The organism is Arthrobacter sp. M2012083, assembly GCF_000281065.1.
Classification (GTDB): domain Bacteria; phylum Actinomycetota; class Actinomycetes; order Actinomycetales; family Micrococcaceae; genus Arthrobacter.
Genome location: NZ_AKKK01000025.1, coordinates 175373 through 202215, shown reverse-complemented (window position 1 = coordinate 202215; position 26843 = coordinate 175373). Strand labels below are relative to the sequence as shown.

Genomic DNA, 26843 nt, shown 5'->3' with positions numbered 1-26843 from the left:
GGGCCAGCCTGACAGGCTGTTTTCTGCCGCCGCGCCGCTTAGGCTGAAGCTCGAACCCGTACCGAATCCATAAAGCAACAAGGTTTGGTACCAGCCACCATCGAGGAGCGCACCATGAGGATTGCCGTCACCGGCGGAAGCGGAAAACTGGGCAGGAGCGTGGTCCGACGTCTTACGCAGGACGGCCACGAGGTGCTCAACATGGACCGCGCAGGCACACGCGGCCGGGGTTACGTCAACGTTGACCTCCGAAATTACGGCCAGGTCCTGGATGTCGTCCTGGGCCTGGACGACCAACACGACGGCTTGGACGCGATAGTTCATTTGGCAGCCATTCCAGCACCGGGGCTGGCCCCCGATGCTGCGATCTTTGAAAACAACATGGTGTCCACTTACAACGTGTTCCAGGCGGCGCGGAGGGCGGGCATCAAGAAGGTGGTCTATGCCTCCAGCGAGACCGTGCTGGGACTCCCCTTCGACATCGAGCCTCCCTACATTCCCGTGGACGAGGAGTACGCGGCCAGACCGGAAAGCACCTACTCGCTGGTTAAGCATCTGGAGGAGCAGATGGCCATCCAAATGACGCGCTGGGATCCGGAGCTGAGCATCACGGCTTTGCGCTTCTCGAACGTCATGGACCCCGAGGACTATGACGCTTTCCCGTCCTTCGACTCAGACGCAACGCTCCGGAAATGGAACCTCTGGGGATACATCGACGCCCGGGACGGCGCCCTTGCGGTGGTGAGGGCCCTGGAACATGCGGAACCGGGCTTCGAGGCCTTCATCATTGCCGCAGCCGATACCGTGATGGGTCGAAGCAGCGCCGAACTGGCAGCCGAAGTCTTCCCCGGCGTCGAGGTCCTCAAGGAACTGGGCGAGCACGAAACCCTGCTGTCCATCGACAAAGCCCGCAGGCTGTTGGGCTTTGAGCCGGAGCACAGCTGGCGCAACGTCCACTCCAACCGCACCACGCCAACCGAAGACTGACGCCGCCCACCGGCTGACACGCGACGGCCCACCCCTTAGCCGCAGTTTCCTGCAAACACTCGTAAAGGGATGGGCCGGCGCAGCTTCGGACGCGTCAGATCATGGTCATGACCATGGCGGGGTCAGCCAGGATTGAGCCGAGGTCCGCAAGGAATCGTGAGCCCTGCTCCCCATCCACCAGGCGGTGGTCGAAGGACAGGCTGAGCGACATGACCTGCCGAACGGCGAGTTCATCGTCAACAACCCACGGCGCCTTCCGCACAGCCCCTAAAGCCACAATGGCGGCCTCGCCCGGGTTCAGGATGGGAGTCCCGGCGTCGATACCAAAAACGCCGATGTTGGTTATGGAGATGGTGCCACCAGACAACTCCGACGGCGAGGTCTTACCTGTCCGCGCCGTATCGGTCAGTTCAGTTAACGCCGTGGAGAGCTCACGCAGCGTTAGCCTGTCCGCGTCCTTGATGTTTGGAACCGTCAGGCCGCGAGGTGTTGCGGCCGCGATGCCCAGGTTCACGTAATTGAACCGGACAATCTCCTGGTTGGCCTCATCCCACCGCGAATTCAACGATGGGTTGTTCCGCAACGCCACCAGAACCGCCTTGGCGGCAATGGTCAGTGGCGTCAGCTTGTAGCCTTCGAATGCCTTATTGCCTTTGAGCCTGGCCAGCAATTCCATGGTTGCCGTGACGTCCACGGTGAGGAACTCCGTCACATGCGGAGCAGTGAACGCGCTCTGGACCATGGCTGCGGCCGTGAACTTGCGAACACCCTTGATGGGCGTTCGGGTTTCCCTCTGCCCCTGTGCAGCAGAAACGGGAGCCCCAGCTGGCGCTTCCGGTGTGGCGGAGAAGTTCTGAACGTCCTCGCGAGTGATGAGCCCGCCCGGTCCAGTGCCGGGAACGAGCTCCAGGTTGACCCCGAGGTCGCGGGCGAGCTTTCGGACCGGCGGGGTTGAGCGCGGGCGCTCAGAGGTTTGGACTTCTGCCTGATGTGACACCGCGGGCCCGGGGGTCGCCGCTGCCTCCGGGGTTGGTGCCTCCGGCGTTGGGGCCTGCACGTTCTGGACCTGAAGGCGGGCCCGCCGTGTCGGGCGGCCGGAATGTTCGACGACGGCGCCGTACCCCACCAGGTTCGGCTCACGTTTGGCGGGGCTCCCCACCCCGTCGGCGGCGGCGCCGGCGGCGCCATTGGCAGATGTCCCGACGGCGGCACGGTCACCTGCGGACGCGTCACCGGCGACCCCCTTACCAGCAACAGGTGCGCTGCCCCCGTTGGAGGACCCGACGTCGTCAACCTCGAACGAAACGATCGGCTTGCCAACTTCCACCACAGTGCCGGGCTGCTCATGAAGTTCCGCCACCACTCCCGCGAAGGGCGAGGGCAACTCGACGACGGCCTTGGCGGTTTCGACCTCAGCGATGACCTGGTTCAGCGTGACGGTGTCACCCACCGCCACTTTCCAACTCAGGATTTCCGATTCGGTCAGGCCCTCGCCGAGGTCCGGCAGCCTGAATTCCTTGATCATGGTGGCGGTCATCCTTCCAGTCCGCTCAGGGAGTTGCGCCGGCCCAAGGCACGGTCCACGCCGTCAAGAATTCTGTCCAAGTCCGGCAAGTGGTGCATTTCGAGCTTCGAGTAAGGGTACGGAACATCGAAGCCGGTGATGCGGACCGGAGCAGACTCCAGGTAATGGAAACAGCGTTCGGTGATGCTTGCAGCTATTTCGGCGCCGAGGCCACCGGATTGGCCAGCCTCGTGGGTGATAACCAGCCGACCGGTCTTGCGGACAGAAGCTTCGACCAGGGGGTAGTCCACAGGGGCCAGGGAGCGAAGATCGATGACTTCGACGGAAATGCCTTCATCGGCAGCCGCCATGGCAGCGTCCTTAGCCGTCTTGACCAGTGGACCGTAGGCAACCACCGTCACATCGGAACCTGGTGTAACCACGGCAGCCCTGTCCAAAGGAAGCGCAGTGGAAAGGTCAATGGCCTCGTCCACGTCTCCCTTGTCGTGGTAACGCCGTTTGGGCTCAAAGTAGAGGACGGGATCATCGGACGCGATGGCCTGCTGGATCATGGTGTAGGCGTCCTGCGGATTCGACACAGCTACAACCCGGAGGCCGGAAGTGTGCGTGAAGTACGCCTCGGGTGATTCGGAATGGTGCTCCGGCGATCCGATGCCACCACCGAATGGAACACGGATAGTGATGGGCATCTTGACCCGCCCTTGGGTCCGGTAATGCATCTTGGCTACCTGGCTGACGATCTGGTCGAACGCCGGGTAGATGAAACCATCAAACTGGATCTCGCAAACGGGCCGGTAGCCACGGTAGGCCAGGCCAACTGCGGTGCCGATAATGCCGGACTCAGCCAGCGGAGAATCGATCACCCTGTGCTTCCCGAAATCTTTCTGCAGCCCATCCGTGACGCGGAAAACGCCACCGAGCGAACCGATGTCTTCTCCCATGAGCACTACTTTGGGATCGTTCTCGAGGGACTTCCGGAGGCCGGCATTGATGGCCCGGGCAAAAGTGAGCTTGGACATCAGAGTGCACCTTCCTCGACAGGCTGGTTGAAACTGTTCAGGTAGCGCGAGTAGTGGTCCTTCTGTCGTTCAATCCAGGAATTGGGGGTGCTGTAGACGTGGTTGAAAACATCCAGCGGCTGCGGGTCCGGCATGTCGATGCAGCTGGACCGAAGTTCCGCGGCCACCGCATCAGCCTTAGCCTTCACGCGGGTTTCAACGTCCTCGGTCAGGAGGCCCTTGGCCTCCAACAGCCTGCGCAGCCTCAGGATCGGGTCCTTGGCGGCCCAATCCTCCAGCTCGTTTGGGTCACGGTACCGTGTGGGGTCATCAGCGGTGGTGTGCGGACCCATGCGGTAGGTAACCGCCTCGATGAAGGTAGGTCCGCCGCCCTTACGCGCCCGATCCAAGGCAACCCGGGTCGCAGCCATGACGGCCAGGACATCATTGCCATCAACCCGCATGCTCGGGATACCGAATCCGGTGGGCCTGTCAGCCAACTGCACGTGGGACTGCACACGAACGGGCTCGGATATTGCCCAATGGTTGTTCTGGCAGAAGAACACCACGGGAGCCTGGTAGCTCGCGGCGAACACCATGGCCTCGTTCACGTCGCCTTCACTCGTGGCACCATCGCCAAAGTAGGCAAGGACCGCAGTGTTGGCACCATCCAACTGGACACCCATGGCATAGCCGGTGGCGTGCAGGCTCTGCGAGCCAATGATGATCTGAGGCGTCGCCAGGTTGATGCGCAGGGGATCCCAGCCGTAGGAGGCGTTGCCTCGCCAAACGCGGGCAATTTCGGAGAGGTGGGCGCCTCGCACATAGGCCACACCGCTTTCCCGGTAGCTTGGGAAGACGAAGTCATCGTCCCGCAGCGAGCGGCTTGAACCGATCTGGGCCGCTTCCTGCCCCAGCAACGGGGGCCACAATGCAAGCTCTCCCTGCCGCTGCAACGCCGTAGCTTCCGCATCGATACGGCGAATCACCGTCATATCCTCATACAAGGAGCACAGTTGCTCATCGCCGACGTCCTTGACCCAGATATCAAATTCGGGGTGGCTGATGCGCTCGCCGTCCGGCGACACCAACTGGAGCAGATCGCCGCCAGTCCTCAAGGGATTTTGTGCACTATGTCCTGGGCGTGGAGTGTCGTGGTGCACTCCCTTGCCCGCCTGATCCGTTAACACAGGTGATCGCAACCTTCCGGCTCGTTTTCGTCGGCGCTGGCGGGACTTGTGATCCTGTCGCAGACCGGCCCTCCGGCACCTTCGCCGGAGTTAATTGTGACCCTACTCACAACGCGCATCAGGTACAACTACCCTCGTTGAAGTTGAGCATTATGCCCTGTTTTGAGCCCCACAGCCGTGCTAATCTTGCGCATTATGCAACCCTTGGATGGCACTGACACCCGGCTCCTTTCCGCCATGGCAAAAGACCCCCGCGGGACGGTGGTGGCTCTGGCGCAAAAGCTGGGTTTGTCCCGCAACACGGTGCAGGCCCGCATGGCCCAGCTCGAGAAGAAGCACGCATTCCTGTCCTTCGAGCGGAGGATCAATCCGGTGGCCCTCGGCTACCCGCTGACGGCATTCATCACCGTCCATGTGCAGCAGCAGAAACTGGCCTCACTTGCCCAGGACCTGGCCGATATTCCGGAGATCCTGGAAGGTTTCGGACTGACGGGATCCGCGGACCTGTTGCTGCGGGTTGTGGCCCTGGATGCGGAGGACCTTTACCGCATCAACGGGAAGATCCTCGGCTGCGACGGCGTGGACCGGACAGACACGGCACTGGCCATGCGGGAGATGATCCCCTACCGGGTCCAACCCTTGCTGGGGCGGCGTGCCGAAGCCTGAATTTCCCTTTCCACCCTGCAGTTATTCCTGGCGAACTCTTGCCCGGGGAAGTGGACTTGCGCTTTGATGCAAGAGGACGAATCGGGGACCGTCCAGAGGTTCCCGGCCAGGTGGTGGCGCTGCCGAAGGCTGCCGAAAGGGGCACTACCGTGAGCAATCCGCAAGAACCCAACCAGCCGGACCACCAACCCGGGTACAACCCGCCGCCGGTTCCGACGGGACCCGGGTACCCCCCACAAAGTGGCGTTTCCCCGCAATGGCAACAGCCGCCGTCGTCCGCGCCTACCCAAGGCAACCCTCAATATGGCGTGCCGGACCAGCCCCAAAACCCTTACCCTCAGGGTCAAAATCCTTATCCGCCGGGCCAATATCCGCCGGGGCAATATCCGCCGGGGCAATATGGCCAGCAGCCACCGAAAAAGAGCCGGAAATTGCTGTGGATAGTCCTCAGCATTGTGGCTGGAGTTATCGTGCTGGCCGTGGTGGGCATACTGGTGCTCGTCAACGTGGTGGGCAACGCAACCTCCAAGGCGAGGTCCCTGGCCGATGAATTCACTAATCTGGTGGTGTCAGGCCAAACGGAGCAGGCCTACGACAACTACCTCAGCCAGCCATTGAAGGACGAACTGGACAAGCAATCTTTCGTGGATGGCATTGCCAGCCTTGAGCTGGACAGCTCATGCAAACCAAACTACAACTCCGTGAACGTGAACTCGGAGAACGGTAACAACAAGGCGGACCTTGCCGGCAAGCTCCAATGTGACGGCAAGACCATCGATCTCCAATACATCTTCGAGGGCACCAACGACCTGAAGATGAGCAGCATCCGCCTGCGCCCCTAAGTCGCAGCAAAATAATTCTGCCCACCACCCATCCACCTGCGCGAATGGTCCGAATCACTTCCTGAGAGCCCCACCCGGGGCTCAGCAGGACGGCCGGGATTTCCGGCCATCACCGGAAGGTTCGGACCAATGCGTACTTCGCCCAATCGCTTGATCGCCACCATTTTCGGAGCCGTTTACCTCTTGGTAGGCGTGCTCGGATTCTTTGTCACCTCGGGAATCGGCTTCTTCGCCACCGAGGGTGCCAACTTGATCATCTTCGCAGTGAACCCGCTTCACAACATCATCCACTTGGCCATTGGCGCCGCCCTTCTTTATGCCGGCATGAACAGCGTGACGCTGTCCAAGTCCGTCAACACGGCTGTAGGAGGCGTCTACCTCCTGGTGGGTATCCTCGGGCTCTTCCTGGTGGGTTCCTCGCTGAACATCATTGCCCTCAACGGCGCAGACAACGTCCTGCACCTTGCCAGCGCAGTGGTCCTTTTGGGCGTGGCACTGTCGCAGGATAAGGCCGCAGTAGCCTCCGCCCGCGCCTGATCACCCGCTACGCCCCAAAGAGTGAAAGGACGGCACGAGCCATGGAAAGCAACCATCCCACGCTGAAGGCAGCCACCCTGCTGTTCGTGTACTTCGCTGCCATGGCGGCCGGGATGGTTGAGCTTTCCCTTGCCGCCGGGTATCTCACCGGCACCACCTCCATGACAGGTGGCTTGGTGGTTTCAGGTCTGGCTACCCTCCTGGGTGGACTGGCTTTCCTGGCGTGGTCTTTGTGGGGCCTGCATCGCAACTCACTCGTTTTGGCCCGCTATGCCGTTCCCGCTTTGGCAGTGGCTGCCGCGGCCCACGTCGCAGTCATGGCGGCCGGCATTTCCACCCAGCGCTCACTCGATGTGAGCCACCTTGCCGCACTCGGCCTGACGCTGATGGCACTTGCCGGAGCAGGCTGGTTGAGGCGGCAGCACAAGACCAACGACGGCGGCGCCCACGGCCAGCCAAGGACCGGGCGGCTTCTGGCAGCCGCGTTCGGAGCCGCCGTCGTTGTTGCAACTGTGGCGACACCCGGCCTGGCAGCATCGATGGCCGGGCAGCACGCCGTGCCCCATGGGGAACACGGCCAGTCGCCGGACGGAAAGAACGGCCAGGGCTCCAATCCCGCCCTGGACCCGGGTCGCCACCACTAGGCGGCGACTGGACCGGCGCACCATCAACACTGCCCACTGTTGATGGTGCGCCTGGTTCGTGGATCATGGAGCCATGGATCCCATCGAGGCGCTCGACGAAATTTCATTCTGGCTGGAACGAAGCCAAGCTCCCACTTTCAAGGTCCAAGCCTTCCGCAAGGCAGCCGACGCCGTGCGGCAGCTTCCGCGGGAAGAGCTGGCAAAGCTGGTGGGCAGTGGCCGGATAACCAGCCTTAAGGGCGTGGGAAGCCGGAGCGCGGAAATCATCACGCAGGCCATGGAGGACCGTACCCCGGACTATCTGGCCGGTCTCCGTGAACGCGGAACGGAACCTTTGGCCTCCGGCGGTGACACCCTGCGGGCCGGGTTGCGCGGGGACCTTCACAGCCACAGCAACTGGTCCGACGGCGGCTCACCCATCGAAACCATGGCTGCCGCAGCCCGCACTCTCGGACGGGAGTACCTTGCTTTGACGGACCACTCCCCCAACCTAACCATCGCGAATGGCCTCAGCGTCGAACGGCTTGAGAAACAACTGGGCGTGGTGGAAGGAATAAATGCCGCACAGGACGGCTTCCGATTGCTCAAAGGCATCGAGGTAGACATCCTTGAGGACGGAACCCTGGACCAGACACCGGACATGCTGGACCGCCTGGACGTTGTGGTGGCCAGCGTTCACTCCAAGCTTCGGTCAGACAAGAAGACCATGACCAAACGAATGCTGGGCGGCATCAGTGACCCCCATACCAACGTCCTGGGGCATTGCACGGGCCGCCTGGTCCAAGGATCGCGGGGTACCAGGCCTGAGTCTGAGTTCGATGCTGCCAAAGTGTTTCAAGAGTGCGCCGAATGGGGCGTGGCGGTTGAAATCAACTCACGACCAGAGCGACAGGATCCGCCGGATAACCTCATCAGGTTGGCCCTCGACGCCGGCTGCCTGTTCAGTATCGACAGCGACGCCCATGCTCCGGGCCAACTCGATTTCCTGCAGTATGGGGCGGAGCGGGCCGAAGCCCTCGGCGTGCCGAAAGAACGGATTGTCACCACGTGGCCGTTGGAGCAGTTGAAGGAGTGGCTGAGCCTGAAGAAGTGACTGACCTGCACAGAAGAAGGCTCCTCCTGCAGTTCGCAGGAGGAGCCTTCTTTTGTGTTGGCTTTGTGTTGGCTTTGAGTCGGGCCGGTATCGGCGGGGTTAGTGGTCTACTGCTTTCTCAGCACCAACACCGGTCAGCGAGCGTACTTCCATTTCCGCCTGCTTGGCCGGATCCTCGCGCCGCTTGTCCAGGACCGTACCGAGCCAGCCAAGGAAGAAGGCCAGCGGAATGGAAACGATGCCCGGGTTGCTCAGCGGGAAGAGGGCAAAGTTCGCTCCCGGGATCATGGAGGTCTTGGCCCCCGAAACCACAGGCGAGAACGTGATCAGCAAGATGGCCGCAAGAAGGCCGCCATACATGCTCCAGACCGCGCCTTGGGTGGTGAATTTCCTCCAGAACAGGGAGTAGACGATGGTGGGCAGGTTCGCCGAGGCTGCTACAGCGAAGGCCAAAGCCACCAGGAAGGCCACATTCTGGCCATTGGCGAAGATGCCACCCAGGATGGCCAGGACTCCGATCACAAGGACCGTGCGACGGGCCACCTTCACCTCGGTAGTTGCGTCGGCTTTGCCCTTGGCAATGACGTTGGCGTAAATGTCATGGGCGAAGGATGCTGCCGCCGTGATGGTCAGGCCGGCCACTACCGCCAGGATGGTGGCAAAGGCAACCGCCGAAATGAAGCCCAGAAGCAGCGGCCCGCCAAGGTGGAAGGCCAGCAGCGGTGCGGCAGAGTTGACGCCGCCGGGTGCGGATTTGATGGTTTCTGCGCCCACCAGGGCTGCTGCACCGTAGCCCAGTACCAAGGTGAAGAGGTAGAACAGGCCGATCAGCCAGATCGCCCACACTACGGACTTCCTGGCCTCCTTGGCCGTGGGGACGGTGTAGAAGCGCATCAGGACGTGCGGCAGGGCCGCGGTTCCGAGGACCAGTGCAAGTCCAAGGGACATGAAGTCGAGCTTTGACGTTTCGGTCTTGCCATATTGCAGGCCCGGGTTAAGAATGGCCGGATTGTTGGCGGCCTCAGCTGCGGAGCCCAGCAGACTGGAGAGGTTGAAGCCATAGATCGCAAGCACCATGGCCGTCATGACTCCCGCACCGGCAATCAGCAGGATGGCCTTGATGATCTGTACCCAGGTGGTGCCCTTCATGCCGCCGATCAGTACGTACATAATCATCAGGGCCCCGACGACGATGATCACCAAGGCTTGGCCGCCCCAGTCGCTGATGCCCAGCAGGAGTGAGATCAGGCTGCCTGCGCCTGCCATCTGCGCCAGGAGGTAGAAGAAGCAGACTGCGAGGGTGGACAGGGCTGCCGCGATACGGACCGGGCGCTGACGCAGCCTGAAGGAGAGGACGTCGGCCATGGTGAACTTGCCGGTGTTGCGGAGCAGTTCAGCCACCAGCAGCAGGGCTACCAGCCACGCAACCAGGAAGCCGATGGAGTACAGGAACCCGTCGTAGCCGTTGATGGCAATGGCGCCTGTGATGCCAAGGAATGATGCCGCCGAAAGGTAGTCGCCGGCAATGGCCGTTCCGTTTTGGGAGCCGGTGAACGATCGGCCGGCTGCGTAGTAGTCTGCCGCGGTCTTGTTGTTCCGGCTTGCCCGGAAGACGATCACCATGGTGACCGCCACGAAGAGGGCGAAGATGCCCATGTTGAGCAAGGTGGTGTCTTTCAGCGCTTCGACGTTCACTGCTGCCGGGACGATGGTGTTCATTTGGCTGCCCCGCTGATCACATTGCCGTCCTTATCAAACTCGTGGCCCTCAATCTCGTTGCGGATTTCAGCAGCGATGGGGTCCAGTTTCCTGTTGGAGTAGCTCACGTACCAGGCCGTGATGCCGAAAGTGGTGACGAACTGCAGCAGGCCGAGAATCAGGCCGACATTGATGTTGCCCCAAACCTTGATGGACATGAAGCCGACCGCGTAGTCGGCCAAGAGAACGTATGCGAAATACCAGAGCAGGAATACCACTGCCATTGGAAAGACAAAGCTGCGGTGCCGCTTGCGCAGTGTCTTGAACCGTTCCGTCTGCTGGACTTCCTGGAAGTCCACGGACGCCGTTGCGTCCTGGGGTTGGGCCTCATTACCCATGGTTCCTCCTGATTGTGATGTGTCCACATCAGCTCCACACGCATTGCCAATGTGACTGCAATCACTATCGAACGCTCTGCAGTGTCTGATCCAGAGGATCGTCCACTGCCGTCGCCCAACGGTTGCGACGTTGCGCCCAACGGTGGTCGCGAGGGAGCATCCGTGCGAGCCGGCGAACCGCGGCAGTGCGTCGGGCTACGCTGGCCTTATGCCCGATTCCCCGCTTTTCACCGCAGCTGCGATCGCCGTGATCGTGCTGGCAGTCGCCGTCGTCGTGGGCGTTGGACTCAAAGTGATCCGCTCGTTCCGCGACCTTGGCACGGACGCCGAACGTGCCACCTACAACACACTCCATGCAGCTTCCAAGGCTGGACAGCATCTTCGCGGTGGCCTCCATCCCGGCGGCGCTGCCAAGGCCAGCAAGCAATTACGGGCCCTGCTGGGCTGCGATGCGTTGGCCATCACGGACACGGACGGCGTGCTCGCCTGGGATGGTGCCGCCGAGGAACTCCGGCCATCGCTGATGCGGCTCGCAGAGGAAGTGTTGACCACTGGCCGCACTGTTGTGGTGGCTGTCGGGTACCCCTCAGCCGCCAGGCCGGATCACGGCAATCACGACTTCAGCGCTGTCATCGCACCGATCCGGGCCGGATCCAGGGTGGTTGGTTCCGTGGCCGCACTTGCCCCTGCGGCCGGGGCCGGTTTGGTGCGGGCAACAAGCGAGGTGGCCGACTGGATTGCCGCGCAGTTGGAGCTCGCGGAACTGGAATCATCGCGCACCCTCCTGATGGAGGCCGAGGTCCGTGCACTGCGGGCCCAGATAAGCCCACACTTCATCTACAACTCGTTGAATGCCATTGCCTCGTTCATCAACACCGACCCGGCCCGGGCCAGGGAGCTAGTGGTGGAATTCGCCGATTTCACCCGCTATTCGTTCCGACGGCACGGCGACTTCACTACTGTGGCGGAGGAACTCCGGTGCATTGATCGCTACCTCTTGCTGGAGCGGGCCAGGTTCGGCGAACGGGTCCAAGTGAGCCTGCGGATCGCTCCGGAGGTCCTCAGCACGGTCATCCCGTTCCTTAGCCTGCAACCGCTGGTGGAAAACGCCGTCCGGCACGGCCTGGAGGCCAAGGAGGGCCCCGGGCATATCACCATTTGTGCCAATGACTCCGGTTCGTTCGCCGAAGTGACCATCGAGGACGACGGCGTCGGCATGGACCCGGAGCATCTGCGGTCTGTGCTCGCCGGGCACACGGACGGGATCCACGTGGGACTTCGCAATGTGGACGCCCGCCTGCGACAGGTCTACGGCGACGAGCATGGACTCATCATCGACACGGCCCCGGGCGAAGGAACCATGATCACGATGCGGGTCCCGAAATCGCAGCCCGGGCACGACGCCTGAGGCCGGTTAGTCTTTAATCATGATCAACGTGCTCGTCGCTGATGACGAACTGCCCGCCGTGGAGGAGCTCGCCTTCCTGTTGGGCCGGGATGAGCGGATTGGCGCCATCCACCGGGCATCGTCCGGCGCAGAGGCGCTACGGACCTTGGAAACAGAGTCAGTGGACGCCGTTTTCCTGGACATCCATATGCCGGCGCTCTCCGGGTTGGATATCGCCCGTGCCATTTCCCGCAGCAGTAGTCCGCCCGCCGTCGTATTTGTCACCGCAGACGAAGACTGCGCACTCGAAGCCTTTGACCTCGCCGCAATCGACTATCTGCTAAAGCCCTTGCGCGCTGAACGGCTTTCCCGTTCGGTGGACCGCATCAGTGAGCTCATCAAGGACGGAACCCCCGCGCCGGAGATGATCACGGTGGACCTCGGCAGCACAACCCGCATGATCCGCCGCGACGACGTCACGTATGTGCAGGCCCAAGGTGACTACGCAAGACTGCACACGGCCGAGGCCAGCTATTTGATCCGTGTGCCCCTCAGCGATCTCGAACAGAAGTGGGCGGACGCAGGCTTTCTCCGGATTCATCGCTCGTATCTCATTGCCTTGAACCACGTGCAGCACCTCAAGCTTTCCGCAACGGGGCCGAGCGTGGCAGTTGCCGGCGCAGAGCTGCCCATCAGCCGCAGGCACCTGCCGTCAGTAAGGGACAAGCTGCAGTCCACCCGCATCCGGCCGCAGGGATGACACGCGTCCGCGTCACGGCCCCGCGCCAATCAGCCACGGCGACACCGGGGGCCTCGGGAAAGTCGCCGCACCCCAGGGAATTTGTCGAGGACTCCGATGCCGGCCGGATTTTTATCCGCTCGCTCATACGCTCACAATTGCGGTTGGCTTTGGTGGTGGCCTGCGGGTTCCTGGTCATTCTTTCCGTGATCGCAGTATTCCTTGTCTATGGCCCGGGTGTGGCGGAAACCCGCATCGTCGGCATTCCCTTGGATTGGCTGGTTCTGGGGGCGGGCATCTACCCCGTCATCGGACTGAGCGCTTGGCTCTACAATCGTGCCGCCGCCCGGAATGAGGCGCGTTACCAGGACCTTGTGGAGGACAAATGAACCCTGCCGTTGGTCTGTTCGCTTTTCTGGCCGTTTCCATCGCGACGGCGGTCATTGGCTTCTACGGCTTGCGCATCTCACGCACCACGGGCGATTTCTACGTCGCCTCCCGAACTGTCCCGCCGTGGTGGAACGCATCCGCAATCGGCGGCGAGTACTTGTCCGCCGCCAGCTTCCTGGGCGTCGCCGGCCTGATCCTGCTTTCCGGAACCGACGCGCTTTGGTTCCCGGTGGGGTACACCGCCGGCTACCTGATGCTGCTGCTCTTCGTGGCCGCTCCCCTCCGCCGCTCCGGTGCCTACACCATTCCGGATTTCACCGAAGCGCGGCTGGACTCCAAGCTGGTCCGCAGGGTGACAAGCCTGGTGGTGGTGGCCGTCGGTTGGCTGTACATCGTTCCCCAACTCCATGGCGCAGCGCTCACAATCCGGATCACCACAGGACTGCCGTCGTGGGTAGGTTCGACGGCGGTGGTTCTGGTTGTGTGCCTCACGGTGGTGGCAGGTGGAATGCGCTCCATTACCTTTGTTCAGGCCTTTCAGTACTGGCTGAAACTGACCGCTCTGGCAGTACCTGTGGTCTTCGTTCTTCTGGTACTGGCAGGCACTGGTGCGCAACCACAGGCACCCCTGCCCCTCAACCCCACCGGCCAAAGTGCCGCCGGGGCGTACCAACACATATCACTCTTGGTGGCGTTGCTCTTCGGAACCCTGGGCCTACCGCACGTCCTGGTCAGGTTTTATACCAACCCGGACGGCCAATCGGCCCGCCGGACAACGCTGATCGTGTTGGGGCTGCTCTCCGTCTTCTATCTGTTTCCCACCCTGTCGGGTGCCTTGGGGAGGATGTTCGCGCCCGACCTCGCGCAGTCCGGCCAGGCAGACGCCTTGGTCCTGTTGCTGCCCGGGAGGTTTGTAGGCGGCGTGGCCGGTGACATGTTGTCTGCCCTGGTGGTGGCCGGCGCTTTCGCCGCTTTCCTGTCCACGACGTCAGGGCTGGTCGTTTCACTTTCCGGCGTCATCAGCCAGGACCTCTTTGGAGGAAGCGTAAAGGGCTTCCGCCTCGCAGCGCTGCTCGCCGCCGTCGTGCCTTTAGGGTTTGCCTTGATGACCGACACGCTTGCGCTGGCTGGAAGCGTTGGCTTGGTTTTCGCCTTCACGGCCTCCACCATCTGCCCGGTGCTGCTGCTGGGGATCTGGTGGCGTGGGCTGACGGACGCGGGGGCTATCGCGGGGATGCTGATTGGTGCGCTTCTTTGTGGCGGCGCCATGGTGGCAGGCACCCTCATGGGCCCGGGCAACGCGCCCGCGTGGTTGGCGCAGCCTGCAGCATGGAGCGTCCCGGCCGCCTTCGCGGTAACGGTGACCGTGTCATTCATGACGAAGAACCGCGTACCGGCCTCGGTAAACCGGGTGATGTCACGCCTGCATGTGCCGGAGCGTCCGGTCGTCACGGAGAGATAGCGTCAGCAAGCCGTTGTCCGCGGCCCTTTCAGGGTGGACAATGACGCCATGTCCGATGAAGCGGGTGCGGCGAGCCCGGAACCGCCGGCGCTCCCCGCGGAGCTATCTCCCAGCGTCCGGGCGCAATTGCTGGCCACGGAACACTGGAGCCTGCTTGCTTCAAGGAGTACCACCCAAGGCGAAGTCCTCACCCGGATCAGCATGTTCCTGACTTTCACATCGGCGAGCCTGCTCAGTGTCGCCCTCGTGGGCAACGCCACCCAGTTTTCAGATGCGTTCCGTGCATTCGCGCTGACCATTCTGTGCATCGATCTGGTGGTCGGCCTGCTTACCCATATCCGTGTGATGAGCGTGGGCATGGAGGACCTGATGTATGTCCTGGCAATGAACCGGCTGCGGGCTGCCTATGTCGATCTGGATCCAGGCATGAGGCCCTACCTCATGGCTGGGCACCACGACGACGAAGAAGGTGCCAAGCGGACCTACTACTTCCTCGGCGGGCGAACCGATTTTCGCCAAGTGGCGGGCAGCAGCATGGTTTTTATGGGTTTTGTAAACTCGGCGCTGATTGCCTTGCTGCTTGGCTCAGCAATGCTGACCGCCGGACTTCCCGCTCTGGCGGCAATACCTGTCGCCATCCTGGCCGCACTGGGCTTTTTCGGCACGTCGCTGGTGCGTGGGCATCGTCGCTATCTGGACGTGTGGAAGAACAATCCGCCAATTTCGCCCACTCCCCCGCAGGCTTGACCGTTTGGTCGGAGTCGATGACGGGTCCTTAGTCGATAGCCGCCATGAGCTCAACAACACGCGCGAGAAAGGCATCCACCTGCGCCTCTTCGTAGCCATCGGCGCCCTTGGCCGCACGGAAAACAGCACGACGCACAGTGTCTACGCTCAAGGCCTGATCGTGCTCGAGGTACCCAATAAGCTCGGCACACAAGGCGTCGACATCCTGGACGTTGTAGCTGCGGGTCCTTTTCCCCGACGGGCGCCGGAAGCGCTCGCCGTCAGGCCGGTGCAGCCTGCCGCGCAGGATGCCGGACAGCTTGCCAATCTCGCGCAGCCAAGCCTCTTCGCCCTGCTGGCTGATGAGGTCGTCCCTCTCCCGACGCGCAAAGGCATCCTCCAGCCGGTCCAGGGCAGCATCCACGCTATTGGCGTCGTAGCCACCCTTGACGGGGTCGAAAGCCACAGCACGTACATCTACGCTGGCCACTTGGTCGGCCGCGCCCACAGGGTTCTCAAACGACGTCCTGGCTCGTTGGAGGAACTCATCCACTTGCTTGGCGTTATAGCCGTACTTGCTGCGCTCCACGCGATCGAACGTTGCGGGGATCTGGCGTCGAATATCCAAGGCCACTAACTTTCCTTCATTGGTTGTCAGACGCCGCTCAGCAGCGCGAACAGAACATAGGCTACAGGGGCTGCGAACACGATGGAGTCGAGGCGGTCCATCACGCCACCATGGCCGGGCAGGATGCTGCTCATGTCCTTCACGCCAAGTTCGCGTTTGACCATGGACTCGGCGAGGTCTCCGGCGGTTGATGCGGCCACCATCCCAACGGCCAGCACAAGCCCCACCCACCAGGGCTTGCCGAGGAGGAAGATACAGGCAAGGACGCCGATGACCATGGCCCCACCCACTGATCCCGCGAAGCCCTCCCAGGACTTCTTGGGGCTGATCTTGGGGGCCATGGGGTGCTTACCGAAGGTGGCACCAACGATGTAGCCGAACGTGTCATTCGAGACCACCAACAGCAACAAAGTGGCTATCTGCCACGCGCCGTCGGGAATCCCGTTCGGCCAAAAGCCGAAGGGAGTGGCGCCACCGGTGGCATGGAGCGGCAATGCCGCGAAGCTGATAAGGAACGGAATCCAGGCCAGGGTGAAAACGCCGGCAAACACGCTGCGCGGCGCCCCGGACGCGCTCTCGATGGAGCGCCACAGCAAAACGGCCACCGAACTCGCCGTCATCGTGAAAAGCAAACCCTCAAGTCCGCCAAAGTAGGCCGACACCGGCATCACCAGGCTGCCGACCATCACGGGAACGATCGGCATCCTGGTCCCCTGTGCCTCAAGCGCCCGGAAAACTTCCCAGACACCCAGTACCGCAAAAGCAGTAGTGAGAAGGACGAATCCCAGCGGGAGGAACAGCAATCCGCCCAAAACGGCCAAAAGCATGGCAAGCCCGACGCCGATGGCCGCCGGAAGATTCCGGCCTGCCTTGGGTGTGGGGTTCTTCCGCACGCGCCTGACGCGCTTGGGGGTATCGCGTGTCGGGACCCGCTCAGCGGGCGCCGGCTCAGCCTGGTTCATCAGACCTCGAGCAGCTCGGCTTCCTTGCGCTTGAGCAGTTCGTCGATGCTGTCCACGTGCTGCTTGGTCAGGGCATCGAGTTCCTTCTCAGCGCGTGCACCCTCGTCCTCTCCGGCTTCGCCGTCTTTGACGAGCTTGTCCAGGGAGTCCTTTGCCTTCCGGCGGATGCTTCGGATGGATACCTTCGCGTCCTCACCCTTGCCCTTGACGATCTTCACGTACTCCTTGCGGCGCTCCTTGGTGAGCTCCGGGATGGTGACGCGGATGACGTTGCCGTCGTTGGAAGGGTTGGCGCCAACCTCAGAGTCGCTCAGTGCCTTCTCAATGTCGCGCAACGCGGTCTTGTCGTAAGGGGTGATCAGGATGGTCCGGGCATCCGGCACACCGAAGGAGGCAAGCTGCTGAAGCGGAGTGGGCGTGCCGTAGTACTCGACGATCACCTTGTTGTAGAGGGCGGGGTTGGCCCGGCCAGTGCGGATCGAGGCGAAATCGTCCTTGGCTACCTCCACCGCCTTATCCATCTTCTCGCCGGCTTCGAGCAAGGTCTCTTCGATCACGGGTTTCTCCTCAGAAATAGTTGCTGCCCAACTGCAGGCGGCAATGCACAGTAAAGATCCGCCACCAGGGGCGGACGGTCCTAGAAATATCCTAGCCCTTGCTAGGGAGTAACCAGGGTTCCCAGCGTTTCGCCCAGGATGGCGCGGGTAACGTTGCCCTCACCCTCCATGCCGAAGACCACCATGGAAAGACTGTTGTCCTTGCACATGGTCATTGCCGTCTGGTCCATGACCCGGATGTCACGGCGCAAGGCGTCATCGTAGCTGAGGACATCCAACTTCTCGGCGGTGGGGTCCTTCTTGGGATCAGCGGTGTAGACGCCGTCCACACCGCTCTTGGCCATGAGGACCACGTCCGCGTGCACTTCAAGGGCCCGCTGCGCCGCAACTGTGTCAGTGGAGAAGTAGGGCAAACCGGCACCTGCGCCGAAAATGACCACTCGGCCCTTTTCCATGTGCCGGATGGCGCGGCGGGGAATGTAAGCCTCAGCGACCTGGCCCATGGTGATGGCGCTCTGGACCCTGGTCTCTACACCCGCCTGCTCCAGGAAGTCCTGCAGGGCCAGGCAGTTCATCACAGTGCCCAGCATGCCCATGTAATCGGCGCGGGAGCGGTCCATACCGCTTTGCGACAGTTCGGCGCCGCGGAAGAAATTACCGCCGCCGACAACAATTGCCACTTCTACCTCGGTGACAGCTGCCGCGATTTGCTTGGCGATGGCGCGTACGGTCTCAGGATCGACGCCGAGCTTGCCTCCGCCGATTACCTCGCCGGAAAGTTTCAGAAGTACACGTCGGCGGGTCTTCTCGGGCTGGATAGCAGTGTTGACGGTTTCCATGGTGCCTTCCCGTTGGTGGACTCTGGCTAGATTATCGTGCTGTGGGTCCGCGCAGGTACTACCCGGACGGGTGCATGAAAAAGGGGCGGCCACCGAAGTGACCACCCCTTTTCATGAATTACTAGTTTCCGACGCGGAAACGGGTTACTGCGGTTGCCTTGACGCCGGCTTCTTCGAGGACCTGTGCAACAGTCTTCTTGGAGTCCTTGGCGAATGCCTGGTCAACCAGAACTTCACCCTTGTAGAAGCCCGTCACGCGGCCTTCCACGATCTTGGAAAGAGCAGCTTCGGGCTTGCCTTCAGCCTTTGCAGTCTCTTCCGCGATGCGGCGCTCGGACTCGACCAGTTCGGCCGGTACATCCTCGCGGGTCAGGTAGTTCGGAGCCATGGCTGCAACGTGGACAGCGATGTCGTGCGCGGCGGTGGCAGCGGCTTCGCCTTCACCGTCGACAGCGAACAGGACGCCGACCTGGGCCGGGAGGTCCTTGGACGTCTTGTGCAGGTAAGCGTCAACCGTGGTGCCCTCAACGCGGGAGATACGGCGGACAACAACCTTCTCGCCGAGGACTGCGCCTTCTTCGACAACAACCTCGGACAACGGCTTGCCGTCGACCTCGGTGGCCAGCAGGGTCTCGAGGTCGGCTGCGCCGGACTCGACTGCAACGTTGAGGACCTTGTCGGCCAGCTGGATGAACTTGTCAGCCTTGGCGACAAAGTCAGTCTCGCAGTTGACTTCGATCATTACGCCGACGCCACCGTTGACCTTGGCAGCAACCAGGCCTTCAGCAGTGGAACGGCCTTCGCGCTTGGTAGCACCCTTGAGGCCCTTGATGCGGATGATCTCGATGGCCTTCTCAGCGTCACCGTTGGCTTCGTCAAGAGCCTTCTTGACGTCCATCATGCCGGCGCCGGTGCGCTCGCGCAGGGCCTTGATGTCAGCAGCAGTGTAGTTCGCCATGTGAACCCCTCTGTCTAGAAATTTGTGTGTTTACGGACTGACAGGACGGCAGCCCACCGCGTGAGCCGCCATCCTGTCAGTTGCCCCCGACGCTGTGTCCAGCATCAGGGAAGGTCCAGATTTACTTGGCTGCTTCGGCTTCGCCGGCTGCAGCTTCAGTTGCTTCGGGAGCCTCAGCTGCGGGAGCTTCTGCTGCCGGTGCCTCGGTTGCCGCTGCTTCTTCGGCCTTGCTGCCTTCGAGGAGCTCGCGCTCCCACTCAGCCAGGGGCTCTTCCGGAGCTTCGGTGGTGCCCGTTGCACGCTGGTTGCGGGCGATGAGGCCCTCAGCCACGGCGTCGGCAACAACGCGGGTGAGCAGGTTGACGGAGCGGATGGCGTCGTCGTTACCCGGGATCGGGAAGTCAACTTCGTCGGGGTCGCAGTTGGTGTCCAAGATGGCAACAACCGGGATGTTCAGCTTCTTGGCTTCGTCAACAGCAAGGTGTTCCTTCTTGGTGTCAACAACCCAGAGAACCGAGGGAGCCTTGGTCAGGTTGCGGATACCACCGAGGTTGGACTCAAGCTTGGTGAGTTCACGTTTGAGGAGCAGGAGCTCCTTCTTGGTGTATGCCGAGCCAGCGACGTCGTCGAAGTTGATCTCTTCGAGTTCCTTCATGCGCTGGATACGCTTGGCGACGGTCTGGAAGTTGGTGAGCATACCGCCCAACCAACGCTGGTTGACGTACGGCTGGCCAACGCGGGTAGCCTGCTCGGCAATTGCTTCCTGAGCCTGCTTCTTGGTGCCAACGAACAGGACGGTGCCGCCGTGGGCGACAGTAGCCTTGACGAACTCGTAGGCGCGGTCGATGTAGGACAGCGACTGCTGGAGGTCAATGATGTAGATGCCGTTGCGCTCCGTGAAGATGAAGCGCTTCATCTTCGGGTTCCAACGACGGGTCTGGTGTCCAAAGTGGACGCCGCTGTCAAGCAGCTGGCGCATAGTTACGACGGGCATGCCGACGCTCCTTCCGGCAGGTCATTCATGAGAGAGCCCATGGGGCTGCTCTTACCCTGCCAATAGTTGACGGTTGTTTAGCCTTTGCCCGGTTGGGCGTGGCTCCTGGCATCCATTGCACTTCTCATCCGGCACGGAGCCTGAGCTCGGCCGGACCGCAAGAGGCGCAATCCTCCGCAGCATAAAGCCATGTGGCTTAGCTGGTGGAGGGCTGGATACGCGTAGTCAGCCTGGGACCCTCACATATCTGAATGAGACATGCTCCTGAACAAGCTTGAGGGCACAGCAAACTGCTCCACCAAGTGTACTACAGCGACCCCACCGATTTGACCGCGGAAAACCACCCGTTGTCCACATACGGCAGTCAACGCATCGCGTCGCAGGGGTTGCCCCGGAAGGCTGGCTCCATGACCGTTTTCAAACTCCTATTGACCATGCTCGCCGCCTCCGCCATCGTTGTTGGCAACACAAGCGCAGCCACGCCGGATCCCACGATTACCCAGTCGGGACAGGCGCAGTGGAGTTGGCCACTCTCCCCCAAGCCTTCCGTCCTGCGGACGTTCGACCCACCTGACAAACCGTGGCTCAGCGGGCATCGCGGCGTGGACCTGGGACCAACTCCCGACGGCGCCACGGTCACCGCGCCGTCTGACGGCGTGGTGACCTTTGTCGGCGTCGTGGTTGATCGTCCGGTACTGACCATCGATCATGGCAACAGCCTCAAGAGCAGCTTCGAACCCGTGGCCAGCGAACTCAAAAGCGGAGACGCCGTCCGCAAGGGGCAGTTCATCGGCACCCTGGAACCTGGCCACTGCAGCAGCGCCACCTGCCTTCATTGGGGCGTGCGGCGCGGCGAGGACTACGTCAATCCATTGGGCTTCGTGTCGGACATACGGCCATCCGTACTGCTGCCGCTCAAGTGAGTTGCCAGCAACAACACCCACGTCCCCGCCGCATCTCCCCCACGACGCCGGCGGCCGTCCTAGACGATGGCCGACACTCCCGTGATGGCACGGCCTGTCACCAGGGTGTTGATCTCGTGCGTGCCCTCGTAAGAGTAAATGGCCTCCGCATCCGAGAAGATCTTGGCCATGCCATAGTCCGTGACAATGCCGTTTCCACCCAGGATGCTGCGTCCCAGGGCAACGCTTTCGCGCATGCGTGCCGTCGTGAAGGCCTTGGCCAGAGCCGACTGCTCATCCTTGGCCACACCGGCGTCTTCGAGTTGGGCCAGGCGAACCATCATGCCCATCGAGGCAACGGTGTTCCCGAGGATCTGCACCAGCTGGTTTTGCACCAATTGGAACGCTGCCAGTGGACGTCCGAACTGCTGACGCTCCACGGCGTAGCTGCGCGCAACATCGAAGGCAGCCATCTGCAGCCCCACGGCCTGCCACGCGACCGCCAGGCGGGTTACTTTGAGGACTTTGTTTGTGTCGCGGAAGCTGTTGCCGTTGGCAAGCTTGAAGAAGTCCGGAACCACCACATTGTCAAGAACGATGTCCGCATTCTGCACCGTACGCAGGGAGATCTTGTTTTCAATCTTGGTGGCCGAGTAGCCGGGCAGCGACGTGTCCACCAGAAATGCCTTGACCTGGTTGTCTGCCACGTCCTTGGCGTAGATGACCACCCAATCGGAGAAAGTGGCGTTGCCGATCCAGCGCTTGGCGCCGTTGAGGATCCAGTTGTCGCCGTCGCGCCTCGCTGTGGTGCGCGTTCCGCCAGCGACATCCGAGCCGCCCAATGGCTCGGTCAGCCCGAAGGCGCCAATCTTCTTCAGCGAGTAGATGTCCGGCAACCAGGCATCCTTCTGTTCCTGCGACGCGAGGGCCTCGATGGAGCCTGTGAAGAGGCCGTCATGGACACCCATAAAGGTTGCAATCGAAGCATCCGCACGGGTCACTTCCGCGTGGAGCATACCCGCGAACAGGTTGGAGTACCCCTGGCGGCGGACGGGGCTGACAAGGTCCAGTTCACCGAGCTTGGGAATGAGGTCCATGGGGAACTCGCCCAGGTTCCAGCAGTCCGCCGCGATGGGTTTGACCTCACGGATGAGAAATTCGCGGACCTCCGCCAGTCGATCCTGCTCTTTTTCTGTCAGCATCTGCTCAAAGGCGTAAAAATCCCCGTCGGCATACGGAAGGTTGGTGGCATCGAATGCAGCGTTGGACATATTCGCTCCTTCAAGGGTGGTCACCTGCGACCACGTCAGGTCCGGACTGATTGCGCTGACCCACGGTAGAGGGATGGCAGGGCAGCCAAGTTACCGGCGAGTAGTAAGTTACTGATCAGTAACATACCGTACGCCGTCCAGTCTCCGCAACGCTTGAGTTGTCCTTCCGGACCCCGAACCATCTGGTCTCAGCGGACAATTCTGTAACGTCGGTAGTGCAACGCTGCACATGAATTTGGGGGAATTACAGTGATCAATCCACGTTACGAGGCGATTCTGGTCCGCAAACGTCACCAGAATGGCCTTGATGACAAGACGTCGGAGGTGACGGAGTATCGTGCCGCCGGTGCTTTCACGCATATCACCTTCAGTTCCGGAAAGACCTACAAATACTCGGCCGACAACGTCGTTGTTCTCCGGAATCCAGCGCCCATACTCCTCAAGCCGCGCGACACGGTAACGGTACGTGCCAAGGTGTTTGAGGCCGTCACCGAGGTCCTCCGTTTCGAATCGCCGCACGGAACGTGGTTGCGTGTTTTTCACACGGGTGACGCAGGACCCGGATATGAAACCTGTCGTGACACGGAGATAACAATCTCCCAGCCGACAGGGGAAGAAATAAGAGCCCAGGCTGTGCTGGATTACTGGCGTGACGTCGCCTCGAAGCTGAGGGAGGACGATCCGCTACGCCGGCAATACGAGGATTTCAGGCGCGTCCCCGCAGGAAGCGCTCTGGAAGCACTGCTCCAGCGCCAACCCTTGATTTCCCCGGAAGAAATTCAACGACATCCGATTCTGCCTTTCTCGTCAAACATCAGCCAACGCGAGGCTCTCCTCAGAGGACTCAGCCATCGAATATCGGTGATCGACGGTCCACCAGGCACGGGCAAGACCCAAACGATCCTGAACCTTGTGGCCAACATCGTTACAGCTCCCGGCCAAAAGGTTGGGATCGTATCTTTCAACAACGCCGCCGTAGAGAATGTCCGGGACAAACTTGCCGAGGAAGGCTACGGACACATCGTGGCGGACCTCGGTCGGAAAGAAAAAATTACCGAATTCTTCGCAGGTCAGGAAGCCAGGAACGCCGCGGTCGATCAATTCGTAGGCAGGCCACCTGGCGAGGCGCCCCCGGCAGCCTATGTGGCCGAACTCGACAGTCGCCTGCAGACCCTGCAAGGCACCGCAAGACAGCTGGCCATGTGGAAGCAAGAGCTCGACGCCTATCAACTCGAGAGGCGCCATTTCCTGCTCCAGGCGGAGACCCGTGAGTTGCCCAAGCTGGAAGGCGTCCCGCTACTGCGTGGTCCATCCGGTCGGATCCTCGAATTCCTGGCCGACACCGCATTCATGCCTCTCGAAGCGGCACCGCTCCGGAAACTTTTCCGCAGCCTGAGGCTTCGACTCCGATACGGACCACTCGGGCGAGGGGATCCGCACGACTCTGACGTCGTTCTGCGGCTTCAGGGCGCCTACTACGACAGCAAGATCGAGGAGCTTGAAAAGCGCATCGATCTTGCAGAGCGGCTGCTGGCAAATGAGGACTACGGGCAACTTGAAAAGGAGCATCGACTGGCTTCCAGGCACACGTTGGAAGCCTCTCTTCACCGCCGCTACGTCCGTAAGCGAAGGAAGATCCACTCTGAAGCAACGTACAAGTCGAACTTTGCGGACTTCACCGCTGACTACCCGGTAATTCTGAGCACGTGCCACTCCCTGCGACGTAATGTACCCCCAGGAGAGCTCCTCGATTACCTGATCATTGACGAGGCCTCCCAAGTTGACCTACTCGCGGCCGGACTGGCACTCTCCCGCGCCCGGAACGTCATTGTGGTCGGAGACCTTCAGCAGCTTCAACACATTGCCGATGAGAGAGCATCAAGAAACTCCACGAGAGCCCCGTCCACCAGCGTTGACTACAAGACGCACAACATTCTGTCCTCAATCATCGAGCAGTTCGGCGATGACCTTCCCCGCACCATGCTTCGGGAGCACTACCGCTGCGATCCGGCGATCATCGACTTTTGCAACAGGAAGTTCTACGGCGGGAGGCTGATCCCCTACACCTCCAGCGGGTCGGGCGGCCAGCCGTTGGTGGTCGTCCGAACGGCCGAGGGGAACCACATGCGGCAGCACAACAGCGGGGGCCGGACCAATCAGCGTGAGGCGGACGTCATTGCCGAGGAGGTACTCGGGCGATTCTGCTCGGGGATCAGGAACGACCAGATTGGCGTGGTGACCCCGTATCGACGGCAAGTGGATAAAGTAGCCGAGGCCCTGCTCAATAGCATCCACGCCGATACGGTCCACAAGTTCCAAGGGCGGCAGAAGGACGTGATCATCATGAGCACAGTCCTGGACGAAACAAATAGCGGACACCAAGGCGTCAGCTTCGTCGATGACCCACACCTCGTCAATGTCGCCGTGTCCCGCGCAGTGAAACGGTTCGTGCTTGTTACCAACAATGAGATGCTGCCGAAAAGCCGACACCTTCGGGACCTGGTGCACTTTATTCGCTACCAAAATCCGGAGGACGGTGTTTTCGACAGCAACGTCCTGTCCGTCTTCGACCTCCTGTACAGGGAATACTCAGCACTCCTGCGCCCCTTGGCCGCCCGGCTCCGGCGTGGCTCCACGTACACATCGGAGAATATTATGTGGACTCTCCTGTCGGAGGTCCTTGAGGACGCGCCGTTTTCCGACTTAGCCGTGGCGCCACAGGTCCTGCTGAAGAATTTGCTTCGGGATCCTGCGATGCTTACATCACAACAGGCTTCTTTTGTCCAGAACCGGGCAAGCCTGGACTTCGTTATCTATAACCGCGTCACCAACATGCCGGTTCTGGCCATTGAAGTTGACGGCTTCGCTTTCCACGAAAACAATCCCGCGCAGCAAGTCCGGGATAACCTCAAAGATGCCATCTGCCGAGCACATGGGATCCGCCTTCTGCGGCTCGCGACCACGGGAAGCGGAGAGGAAGCCCGCATCCGCTCCGAATTAGCGGCGGCAATGAGTTGAACGGCCAGCAAAAGAGCCGTGGGCGACGAAGAATAGATCGTCGGCCACGGCTCCCATGCGAAAAAGTAGGGCTACTCGGACTTGAACCGAGGACCTTAGGATTATGAGTCCCGCGCTCTAACCAGCTGAGCTATAGCCCCGTGATGCCCGGTCCGGCCGCTGAAACAGCTGAACCGGGCAAAGCACTCCAGCAATTCTAATAGGTGCCGGGGAGTGCTTTTGTCACACCACCATGTCCTCGTAGGATGCACCCCTGTAGAGGTCCTCGAATGTCTGGAGGGTGCCGTTGATGCTGTGCGGTTCCACCATCTCGCGGCTCAGCTTGCCCATGGCCTCAAGTTCGTCCTTGGGAAGCTCCACGAGCTGGGTGATCCGGGCAGCGAGTTCGTTGCTGTCGTTGGGGGTGAAGAGGTAGCCGTTCTCCCCGTCACGAACAAGATGAGGAAGCGCCATGGCGTTGGCCAGCAGCACCGGAGTGGAAGCAGACATGGCCTCCAATGTCACCAGGGACTGAAGCTCGGCTGTACCGGGCATGCAGAAGATATCGGCTTTGATGTACGCCTCACGCAGGTCCTCGTCGCTCGCCAGCCCGAGGAATCTCACCCGATCCCCCAGGCCAAGCTTCGCAACTTGGGCTTCAAGGGCAGGCCGGACTTCGCCACCACCCACGATTTCCAGGTTCACGTTGAGTTCGCGGGGGGTCTTGGCCACGGCATCGATCAGCACGTTAATGTGTTTCTCTTCCGCAAGGCGGCCCACGAACAGGACCGTGGGGTTGGCGTGCGGCTCTATGACTTCGCCGGGCTGGAGCTCGTAGGCCGATGAGTCGATGCCGTTGGAAAGGGGCAGGACCTTGCGCAGGAAAGCGTGCTGGTGCATGGCCTTGGCGGCGAGCGGTGTGGGCGTGGTGACCACGTCTGCCTGGCCCATGACCTTCCCCATGTCCTTCCAGGAAATCCGACCAACGATGTCCTTGAACCACTGCGGGAACGGAAGGAACGGATTGAGGTTCTCGGGCATGAAGTGGTTGGTGGCCACAATCCGGATTCCGCGCTTAACAGCCTCGTAGAGGACGTGCTCGCCAATCATGTAGTGGCTCTGGATATGGACGACGTCCGGCTGGACCTTGTCGAAAAGAAGGCTGATTTCCTTCTTGATTTCCCACGGGAAGCAGATCCGGAAGTACTCGTGGGTGAAGACACCATGCGAGCGGAGGCGGTGAACGGTGGCTTCGTCGCGGAACTCGGTGTAGCTCTTGCCCGTGTCCGGACGGCAGGCCAACACATGCACGTTGTGCCCACGTGCAGTCATCCCCTTGGCCAGGCGGTAGCCGAACTGGGCGGCACCGTTGACGTGCGGCGGGTAGGTATCCGCGGCAATCAGAATAGTGAGGGGCTTGTTGGTGTCGGGAATGGTCACGTGGAGAACTCCT

26 protein-coding genes and 1 tRNA gene are annotated in these 26843 nt (G+C 61.4%); 13 read left to right on the top strand and 14 right to left on the bottom strand.

The window, feature by feature from the left end; all coding sequences use genetic code 11:
* The first annotated feature begins 114 nt into the window (after positions 1-114).
* Positions 115-987 (top strand): NAD-dependent epimerase/dehydratase family protein, encoded by an 873-nt coding sequence (locus A477_RS0113045; RefSeq protein ID WP_017199427.1) that lies wholly within the window; start codon positions 115-117, stop codon positions 985-987.
* A gap of 94 nt (positions 988-1081) precedes the next feature.
* Here the strand turns inward: A477_RS0113045 and A477_RS0113040 are convergent, their stop codons facing one another.
* The 3 genes from A477_RS0113040 to pdhA are packed head-to-tail and all read right to left on the bottom strand — an operon-like array spanning position 1082 to position 4700.
* Complete coding sequence (locus A477_RS0113040; RefSeq protein ID WP_017199426.1) at positions 1082-2524, bottom strand: dihydrolipoamide acetyltransferase family protein; 1443 nt, start codon at positions 2522-2524, stop codon at positions 1082-1084.
* Positions 2521-3531, bottom strand: coding sequence for an alpha-ketoacid dehydrogenase subunit beta (locus A477_RS0113035; RefSeq protein ID WP_017199425.1), 1011 nt, complete (start codon positions 3529-3531; stop codon positions 2521-2523). Before A477_RS0113035 ends, A477_RS0113040 begins: the two co-directional genes overlap by 4 nt.
* Positions 3531-4700 carry a pyruvate dehydrogenase (acetyl-transferring) E1 component subunit alpha gene (gene pdhA / locus A477_RS0113030; RefSeq protein ID WP_017199424.1) on the bottom strand — a complete coding sequence of 390 codons (1170 nt, stop codon included), beginning with the start codon at positions 4698-4700 and terminating at the stop codon, positions 3531-3533. The genes A477_RS0113035 and pdhA overlap by 1 nt, the downstream gene beginning before the upstream one ends.
* A 195-nt stretch (positions 4701-4895) precedes the next feature.
* Between pdhA and A477_RS0113025 the strand changes: the two genes are divergently transcribed.
* From A477_RS0113025 to A477_RS0113005, 5 genes are all read left to right on the top strand, one after another.
* Complete coding sequence (locus A477_RS0113025) at positions 4896-5366, top strand: Lrp/AsnC family transcriptional regulator (protein WP_017199423.1); 471 nt, start codon at positions 4896-4898, stop codon at positions 5364-5366.
* Positions 5367-5797: 431 nt separating this feature from the next.
* The gene (locus A477_RS23740; protein WP_017199422.1) at positions 5798-6208 is read left to right on the top strand and encodes a hypothetical protein; all 411 of its coding nucleotides are present in this window, start codon (positions 5798-5800) and stop codon (positions 6206-6208) included.
* A gap of 129 nt (positions 6209-6337) precedes the next feature.
* The gene (locus A477_RS0113015; RefSeq protein WP_011774231.1) at positions 6338-6745 is read left to right on the top strand and encodes a DUF4383 domain-containing protein; all 408 of its coding nucleotides are present in this window, start codon (positions 6338-6340) and stop codon (positions 6743-6745) included.
* 41 nt (positions 6746-6786) lie between these two features.
* On the top strand, positions 6787-7389 hold the full coding sequence (locus tag A477_RS0113010; RefSeq protein ID WP_017199421.1) for a hypothetical protein: 603 nt from the start codon (positions 6787-6789) through the stop codon (positions 7387-7389).
* 73 nt (positions 7390-7462) lie between these two features.
* A complete protein-coding gene (locus A477_RS0113005; protein WP_017199420.1) occupies positions 7463-8482 on the top strand; it encodes a PHP domain-containing protein in 1020 nt (339 codons plus the stop codon).
* A gap of 99 nt (positions 8483-8581) precedes the next feature.
* On the opposite strand, the gene A477_RS0113000 is transcribed toward A477_RS0113005, so the two are convergent.
* A complete protein-coding gene (locus A477_RS0113000; RefSeq protein ID WP_017199419.1) occupies positions 8582-10201 on the bottom strand; it encodes a monocarboxylic acid transporter in 1620 nt (539 codons plus the stop codon).
* Positions 10198-10578 carry a DUF485 domain-containing protein gene (locus A477_RS0112995; RefSeq protein ID WP_017199418.1) on the bottom strand — a complete coding sequence of 127 codons (381 nt, stop codon included), beginning with the start codon at positions 10576-10578 and terminating at the stop codon, positions 10198-10200. The genes A477_RS0113000 and A477_RS0112995 overlap by 4 nt, the downstream gene beginning before the upstream one ends.
* A 208-nt stretch (positions 10579-10786) precedes the next feature.
* Here A477_RS0112995 and A477_RS0112990 point away from each other — a divergent pair, with 208 nt between their 5' ends.
* The 5 genes from A477_RS0112990 to A477_RS0112970 are packed head-to-tail and all read left to right on the top strand — an operon-like array spanning position 10787 to position 15303.
* The gene (locus tag A477_RS0112990; protein WP_017199417.1) at positions 10787-11986 is read left to right on the top strand and encodes a sensor histidine kinase; all 1200 of its coding nucleotides are present in this window, start codon (positions 10787-10789) and stop codon (positions 11984-11986) included.
* A 19-nt stretch (positions 11987-12005) separates the two neighbouring features.
* On the top strand, positions 12006-12725 hold the full coding sequence (locus A477_RS0112985) for a LytR/AlgR family response regulator transcription factor (RefSeq protein WP_017199416.1): 720 nt from the start codon (positions 12006-12008) through the stop codon (positions 12723-12725).
* Positions 12722-13093, top strand: coding sequence for a hypothetical protein (locus A477_RS0112980; protein ID WP_017199415.1), 372 nt, complete (start codon positions 12722-12724; stop codon positions 13091-13093). The genes A477_RS0112985 and A477_RS0112980 overlap by 4 nt, the downstream gene beginning before the upstream one ends.
* Positions 13090-14556, top strand: a complete 1467-nt coding sequence (locus tag A477_RS0112975; RefSeq protein ID WP_017199414.1) for a sodium/solute symporter — start codon at positions 13090-13092, stop codon at positions 14554-14556. Before A477_RS0112980 ends, A477_RS0112975 begins: the two co-directional genes overlap by 4 nt.
* A 48-nt stretch (positions 14557-14604) precedes the next feature.
* The gene (locus tag A477_RS0112970) at positions 14605-15303 is read left to right on the top strand and encodes a hypothetical protein (RefSeq protein WP_017199413.1); all 699 of its coding nucleotides are present in this window, start codon (positions 14605-14607) and stop codon (positions 15301-15303) included.
* Positions 15304-15331: 28 nt separating this feature from the next.
* On the opposite strand, the gene A477_RS0112965 is transcribed toward A477_RS0112970, so the two are convergent.
* From A477_RS0112965 to rpsB, 6 genes are all read right to left on the bottom strand, one after another.
* Positions 15332-15916 carry a DivIVA domain-containing protein gene (locus A477_RS0112965; protein ID WP_017199412.1) on the bottom strand — a complete coding sequence of 195 codons (585 nt, stop codon included), beginning with the start codon at positions 15914-15916 and terminating at the stop codon, positions 15332-15334.
* Positions 15917-15936: 20 nt separating this feature from the next.
* Positions 15937-16872, bottom strand: coding sequence for a phosphatidate cytidylyltransferase (locus tag A477_RS0112960; RefSeq protein WP_017199411.1), 936 nt, complete (start codon positions 16870-16872; stop codon positions 15937-15939).
* Entirely contained in the window at positions 16872-17429 is a 558-nt protein-coding gene (frr, locus tag A477_RS0112955) for a ribosome recycling factor (RefSeq protein ID WP_011774219.1), read from the bottom strand. Before frr ends, A477_RS0112960 begins: the two co-directional genes overlap by 1 nt.
* A 101-nt stretch (positions 17430-17530) precedes the next feature.
* Positions 17531-18268 (bottom strand): UMP kinase, encoded by a 738-nt coding sequence (pyrH, locus tag A477_RS0112950; protein ID WP_014921238.1) that lies wholly within the window; start codon positions 18266-18268, stop codon positions 17531-17533.
* A 121-nt stretch (positions 18269-18389) separates the two neighbouring features.
* Positions 18390-19226: a translation elongation factor Ts gene (gene tsf, locus A477_RS0112945; protein ID WP_011774217.1), complete on the bottom strand. Its 837-nt coding sequence runs from the start codon at positions 19224-19226 to the stop codon at positions 18390-18392.
* Between the two features lie 121 nt (positions 19227-19347).
* A complete protein-coding gene (gene rpsB, locus A477_RS0112940; RefSeq protein ID WP_017199410.1) occupies positions 19348-20220 on the bottom strand; it encodes a 30S ribosomal protein S2 in 873 nt (290 codons plus the stop codon).
* Positions 20221-20627: 407 nt separating this feature from the next.
* On the opposite strand from rpsB, the gene A477_RS0112935 reads away from it, so the two are divergent.
* Positions 20628-21143, top strand: coding sequence for a M23 family metallopeptidase (locus tag A477_RS0112935; protein ID WP_026005593.1), 516 nt, complete (start codon positions 20628-20630; stop codon positions 21141-21143).
* Positions 21144-21202: 59 nt separating this feature from the next.
* On the opposite strand, the gene A477_RS0112930 is transcribed toward A477_RS0112935, so the two are convergent.
* Positions 21203-22393, bottom strand: a complete 1191-nt coding sequence (locus tag A477_RS0112930; RefSeq protein WP_026005592.1) for an acyl-CoA dehydrogenase family protein — start codon at positions 22391-22393, stop codon at positions 21203-21205.
* Positions 22394-22642: 249 nt separating this feature from the next.
* On the opposite strand from A477_RS0112930, the gene A477_RS0112925 reads away from it, so the two are divergent.
* Positions 22643-25411: an AAA domain-containing protein gene (locus tag A477_RS0112925; RefSeq protein ID WP_017199407.1), complete on the top strand. Its 2769-nt coding sequence runs from the start codon at positions 22643-22645 to the stop codon at positions 25409-25411.
* A gap of 66 nt (positions 25412-25477) precedes the next feature.
* Here the strand turns inward: A477_RS0112925 and A477_RS0112920 are convergent.
* Together A477_RS0112920 and A477_RS0112915 are read right to left on the bottom strand one after the other, a co-directional pair.
* A tRNA-Ile gene (locus A477_RS0112920) sits at positions 25478-25551 on the bottom strand.
* Positions 25552-25633: 82 nt separating this feature from the next.
* The gene (locus A477_RS0112915; RefSeq protein WP_017199406.1) at positions 25634-26830 is read right to left on the bottom strand and encodes a glycosyltransferase; all 1197 of its coding nucleotides are present in this window, start codon (positions 26828-26830) and stop codon (positions 25634-25636) included.
* Between the last annotated feature and the right edge of the window lie 13 nt (positions 26831-26843).

What these genes read in the sequence shown, in the direction of transcription:
- A477_RS0112930 (WP_026005592.1), bottom strand. Translation starts at nt 22,393, where the DNA reads ATGTCCAACGCTGCATTCGATGCCACCAACCTTCCGTATGCCGACGGG.
- A477_RS0113045 (WP_017199427.1), top strand. Translation starts at nt 115, where the DNA reads ATGAGGATTGCCGTCACCGGCGGAAGCGGAAAACTGGGCAGGAGCGTG.
- A477_RS0113000 (WP_017199419.1), bottom strand. Translation starts at nt 10,201, where the DNA reads ATGAACACCATCGTCCCGGCAGCAGTGAACGTCGAAGCGCTGAAAGAC.
- A477_RS0112935 (WP_026005593.1), top strand. Translation starts at nt 20,628, where the DNA reads ATGACCGTTTTCAAACTCCTATTGACCATGCTCGCCGCCTCCGCCATC.
- pyrH (WP_014921238.1), bottom strand. Translation starts at nt 18,268, where the DNA reads ATGGAAACCGTCAACACTGCTATCCAGCCCGAGAAGACCCGCCGACGT.
- A477_RS0112970 (WP_017199413.1), top strand. Translation starts at nt 14,605, where the DNA reads ATGTCCGATGAAGCGGGTGCGGCGAGCCCGGAACCGCCGGCGCTCCCC.
- A477_RS0113025 (WP_017199423.1), top strand. Translation starts at nt 4,896, where the DNA reads ATGCAACCCTTGGATGGCACTGACACCCGGCTCCTTTCCGCCATGGCA.
- A477_RS0113010 (WP_017199421.1), top strand. Translation starts at nt 6,787, where the DNA reads ATGGAAAGCAACCATCCCACGCTGAAGGCAGCCACCCTGCTGTTCGTG.
- A477_RS0112980 (WP_017199415.1), top strand. Translation starts at nt 12,722, where the DNA reads ATGACACGCGTCCGCGTCACGGCCCCGCGCCAATCAGCCACGGCGACA.
- A477_RS0112985 (WP_017199416.1), top strand. Translation starts at nt 12,006, where the DNA reads ATGATCAACGTGCTCGTCGCTGATGACGAACTGCCCGCCGTGGAGGAG.
- A477_RS0113005 (WP_017199420.1), top strand. Translation starts at nt 7,463, where the DNA reads ATGGATCCCATCGAGGCGCTCGACGAAATTTCATTCTGGCTGGAACGA.
- A477_RS0113035 (WP_017199425.1), bottom strand. Translation starts at nt 3,531, where the DNA reads ATGTCCAAGCTCACTTTTGCCCGGGCCATCAATGCCGGCCTCCGGAAG.
- A477_RS0112960 (WP_017199411.1), bottom strand. Translation starts at nt 16,872, where the DNA reads ATGAACCAGGCTGAGCCGGCGCCCGCTGAGCGGGTCCCGACACGCGAT.
- A477_RS0113015 (WP_011774231.1), top strand. Translation starts at nt 6,338, where the DNA reads ATGCGTACTTCGCCCAATCGCTTGATCGCCACCATTTTCGGAGCCGTT.
- tsf (WP_011774217.1), bottom strand. Translation starts at nt 19,226, where the DNA reads ATGGCGAACTACACTGCTGCTGACATCAAGGCCCTGCGCGAGCGCACC.
- A477_RS0112975 (WP_017199414.1), top strand. Translation starts at nt 13,090, where the DNA reads ATGAACCCTGCCGTTGGTCTGTTCGCTTTTCTGGCCGTTTCCATCGCG.
- rpsB (WP_017199410.1), bottom strand. Translation starts at nt 20,220, where the DNA reads ATGCCCGTCGTAACTATGCGCCAGCTGCTTGACAGCGGCGTCCACTTT.
- A477_RS0113040 (WP_017199426.1), bottom strand. Translation starts at nt 2,524, where the DNA reads ATGACCGCCACCATGATCAAGGAATTCAGGCTGCCGGACCTCGGCGAG.
- A477_RS0112995 (WP_017199418.1), bottom strand. Translation starts at nt 10,578, where the DNA reads ATGGGTAATGAGGCCCAACCCCAGGACGCAACGGCGTCCGTGGACTTC.
- A477_RS0112990 (WP_017199417.1), top strand. Translation starts at nt 10,787, where the DNA reads ATGCCCGATTCCCCGCTTTTCACCGCAGCTGCGATCGCCGTGATCGTG.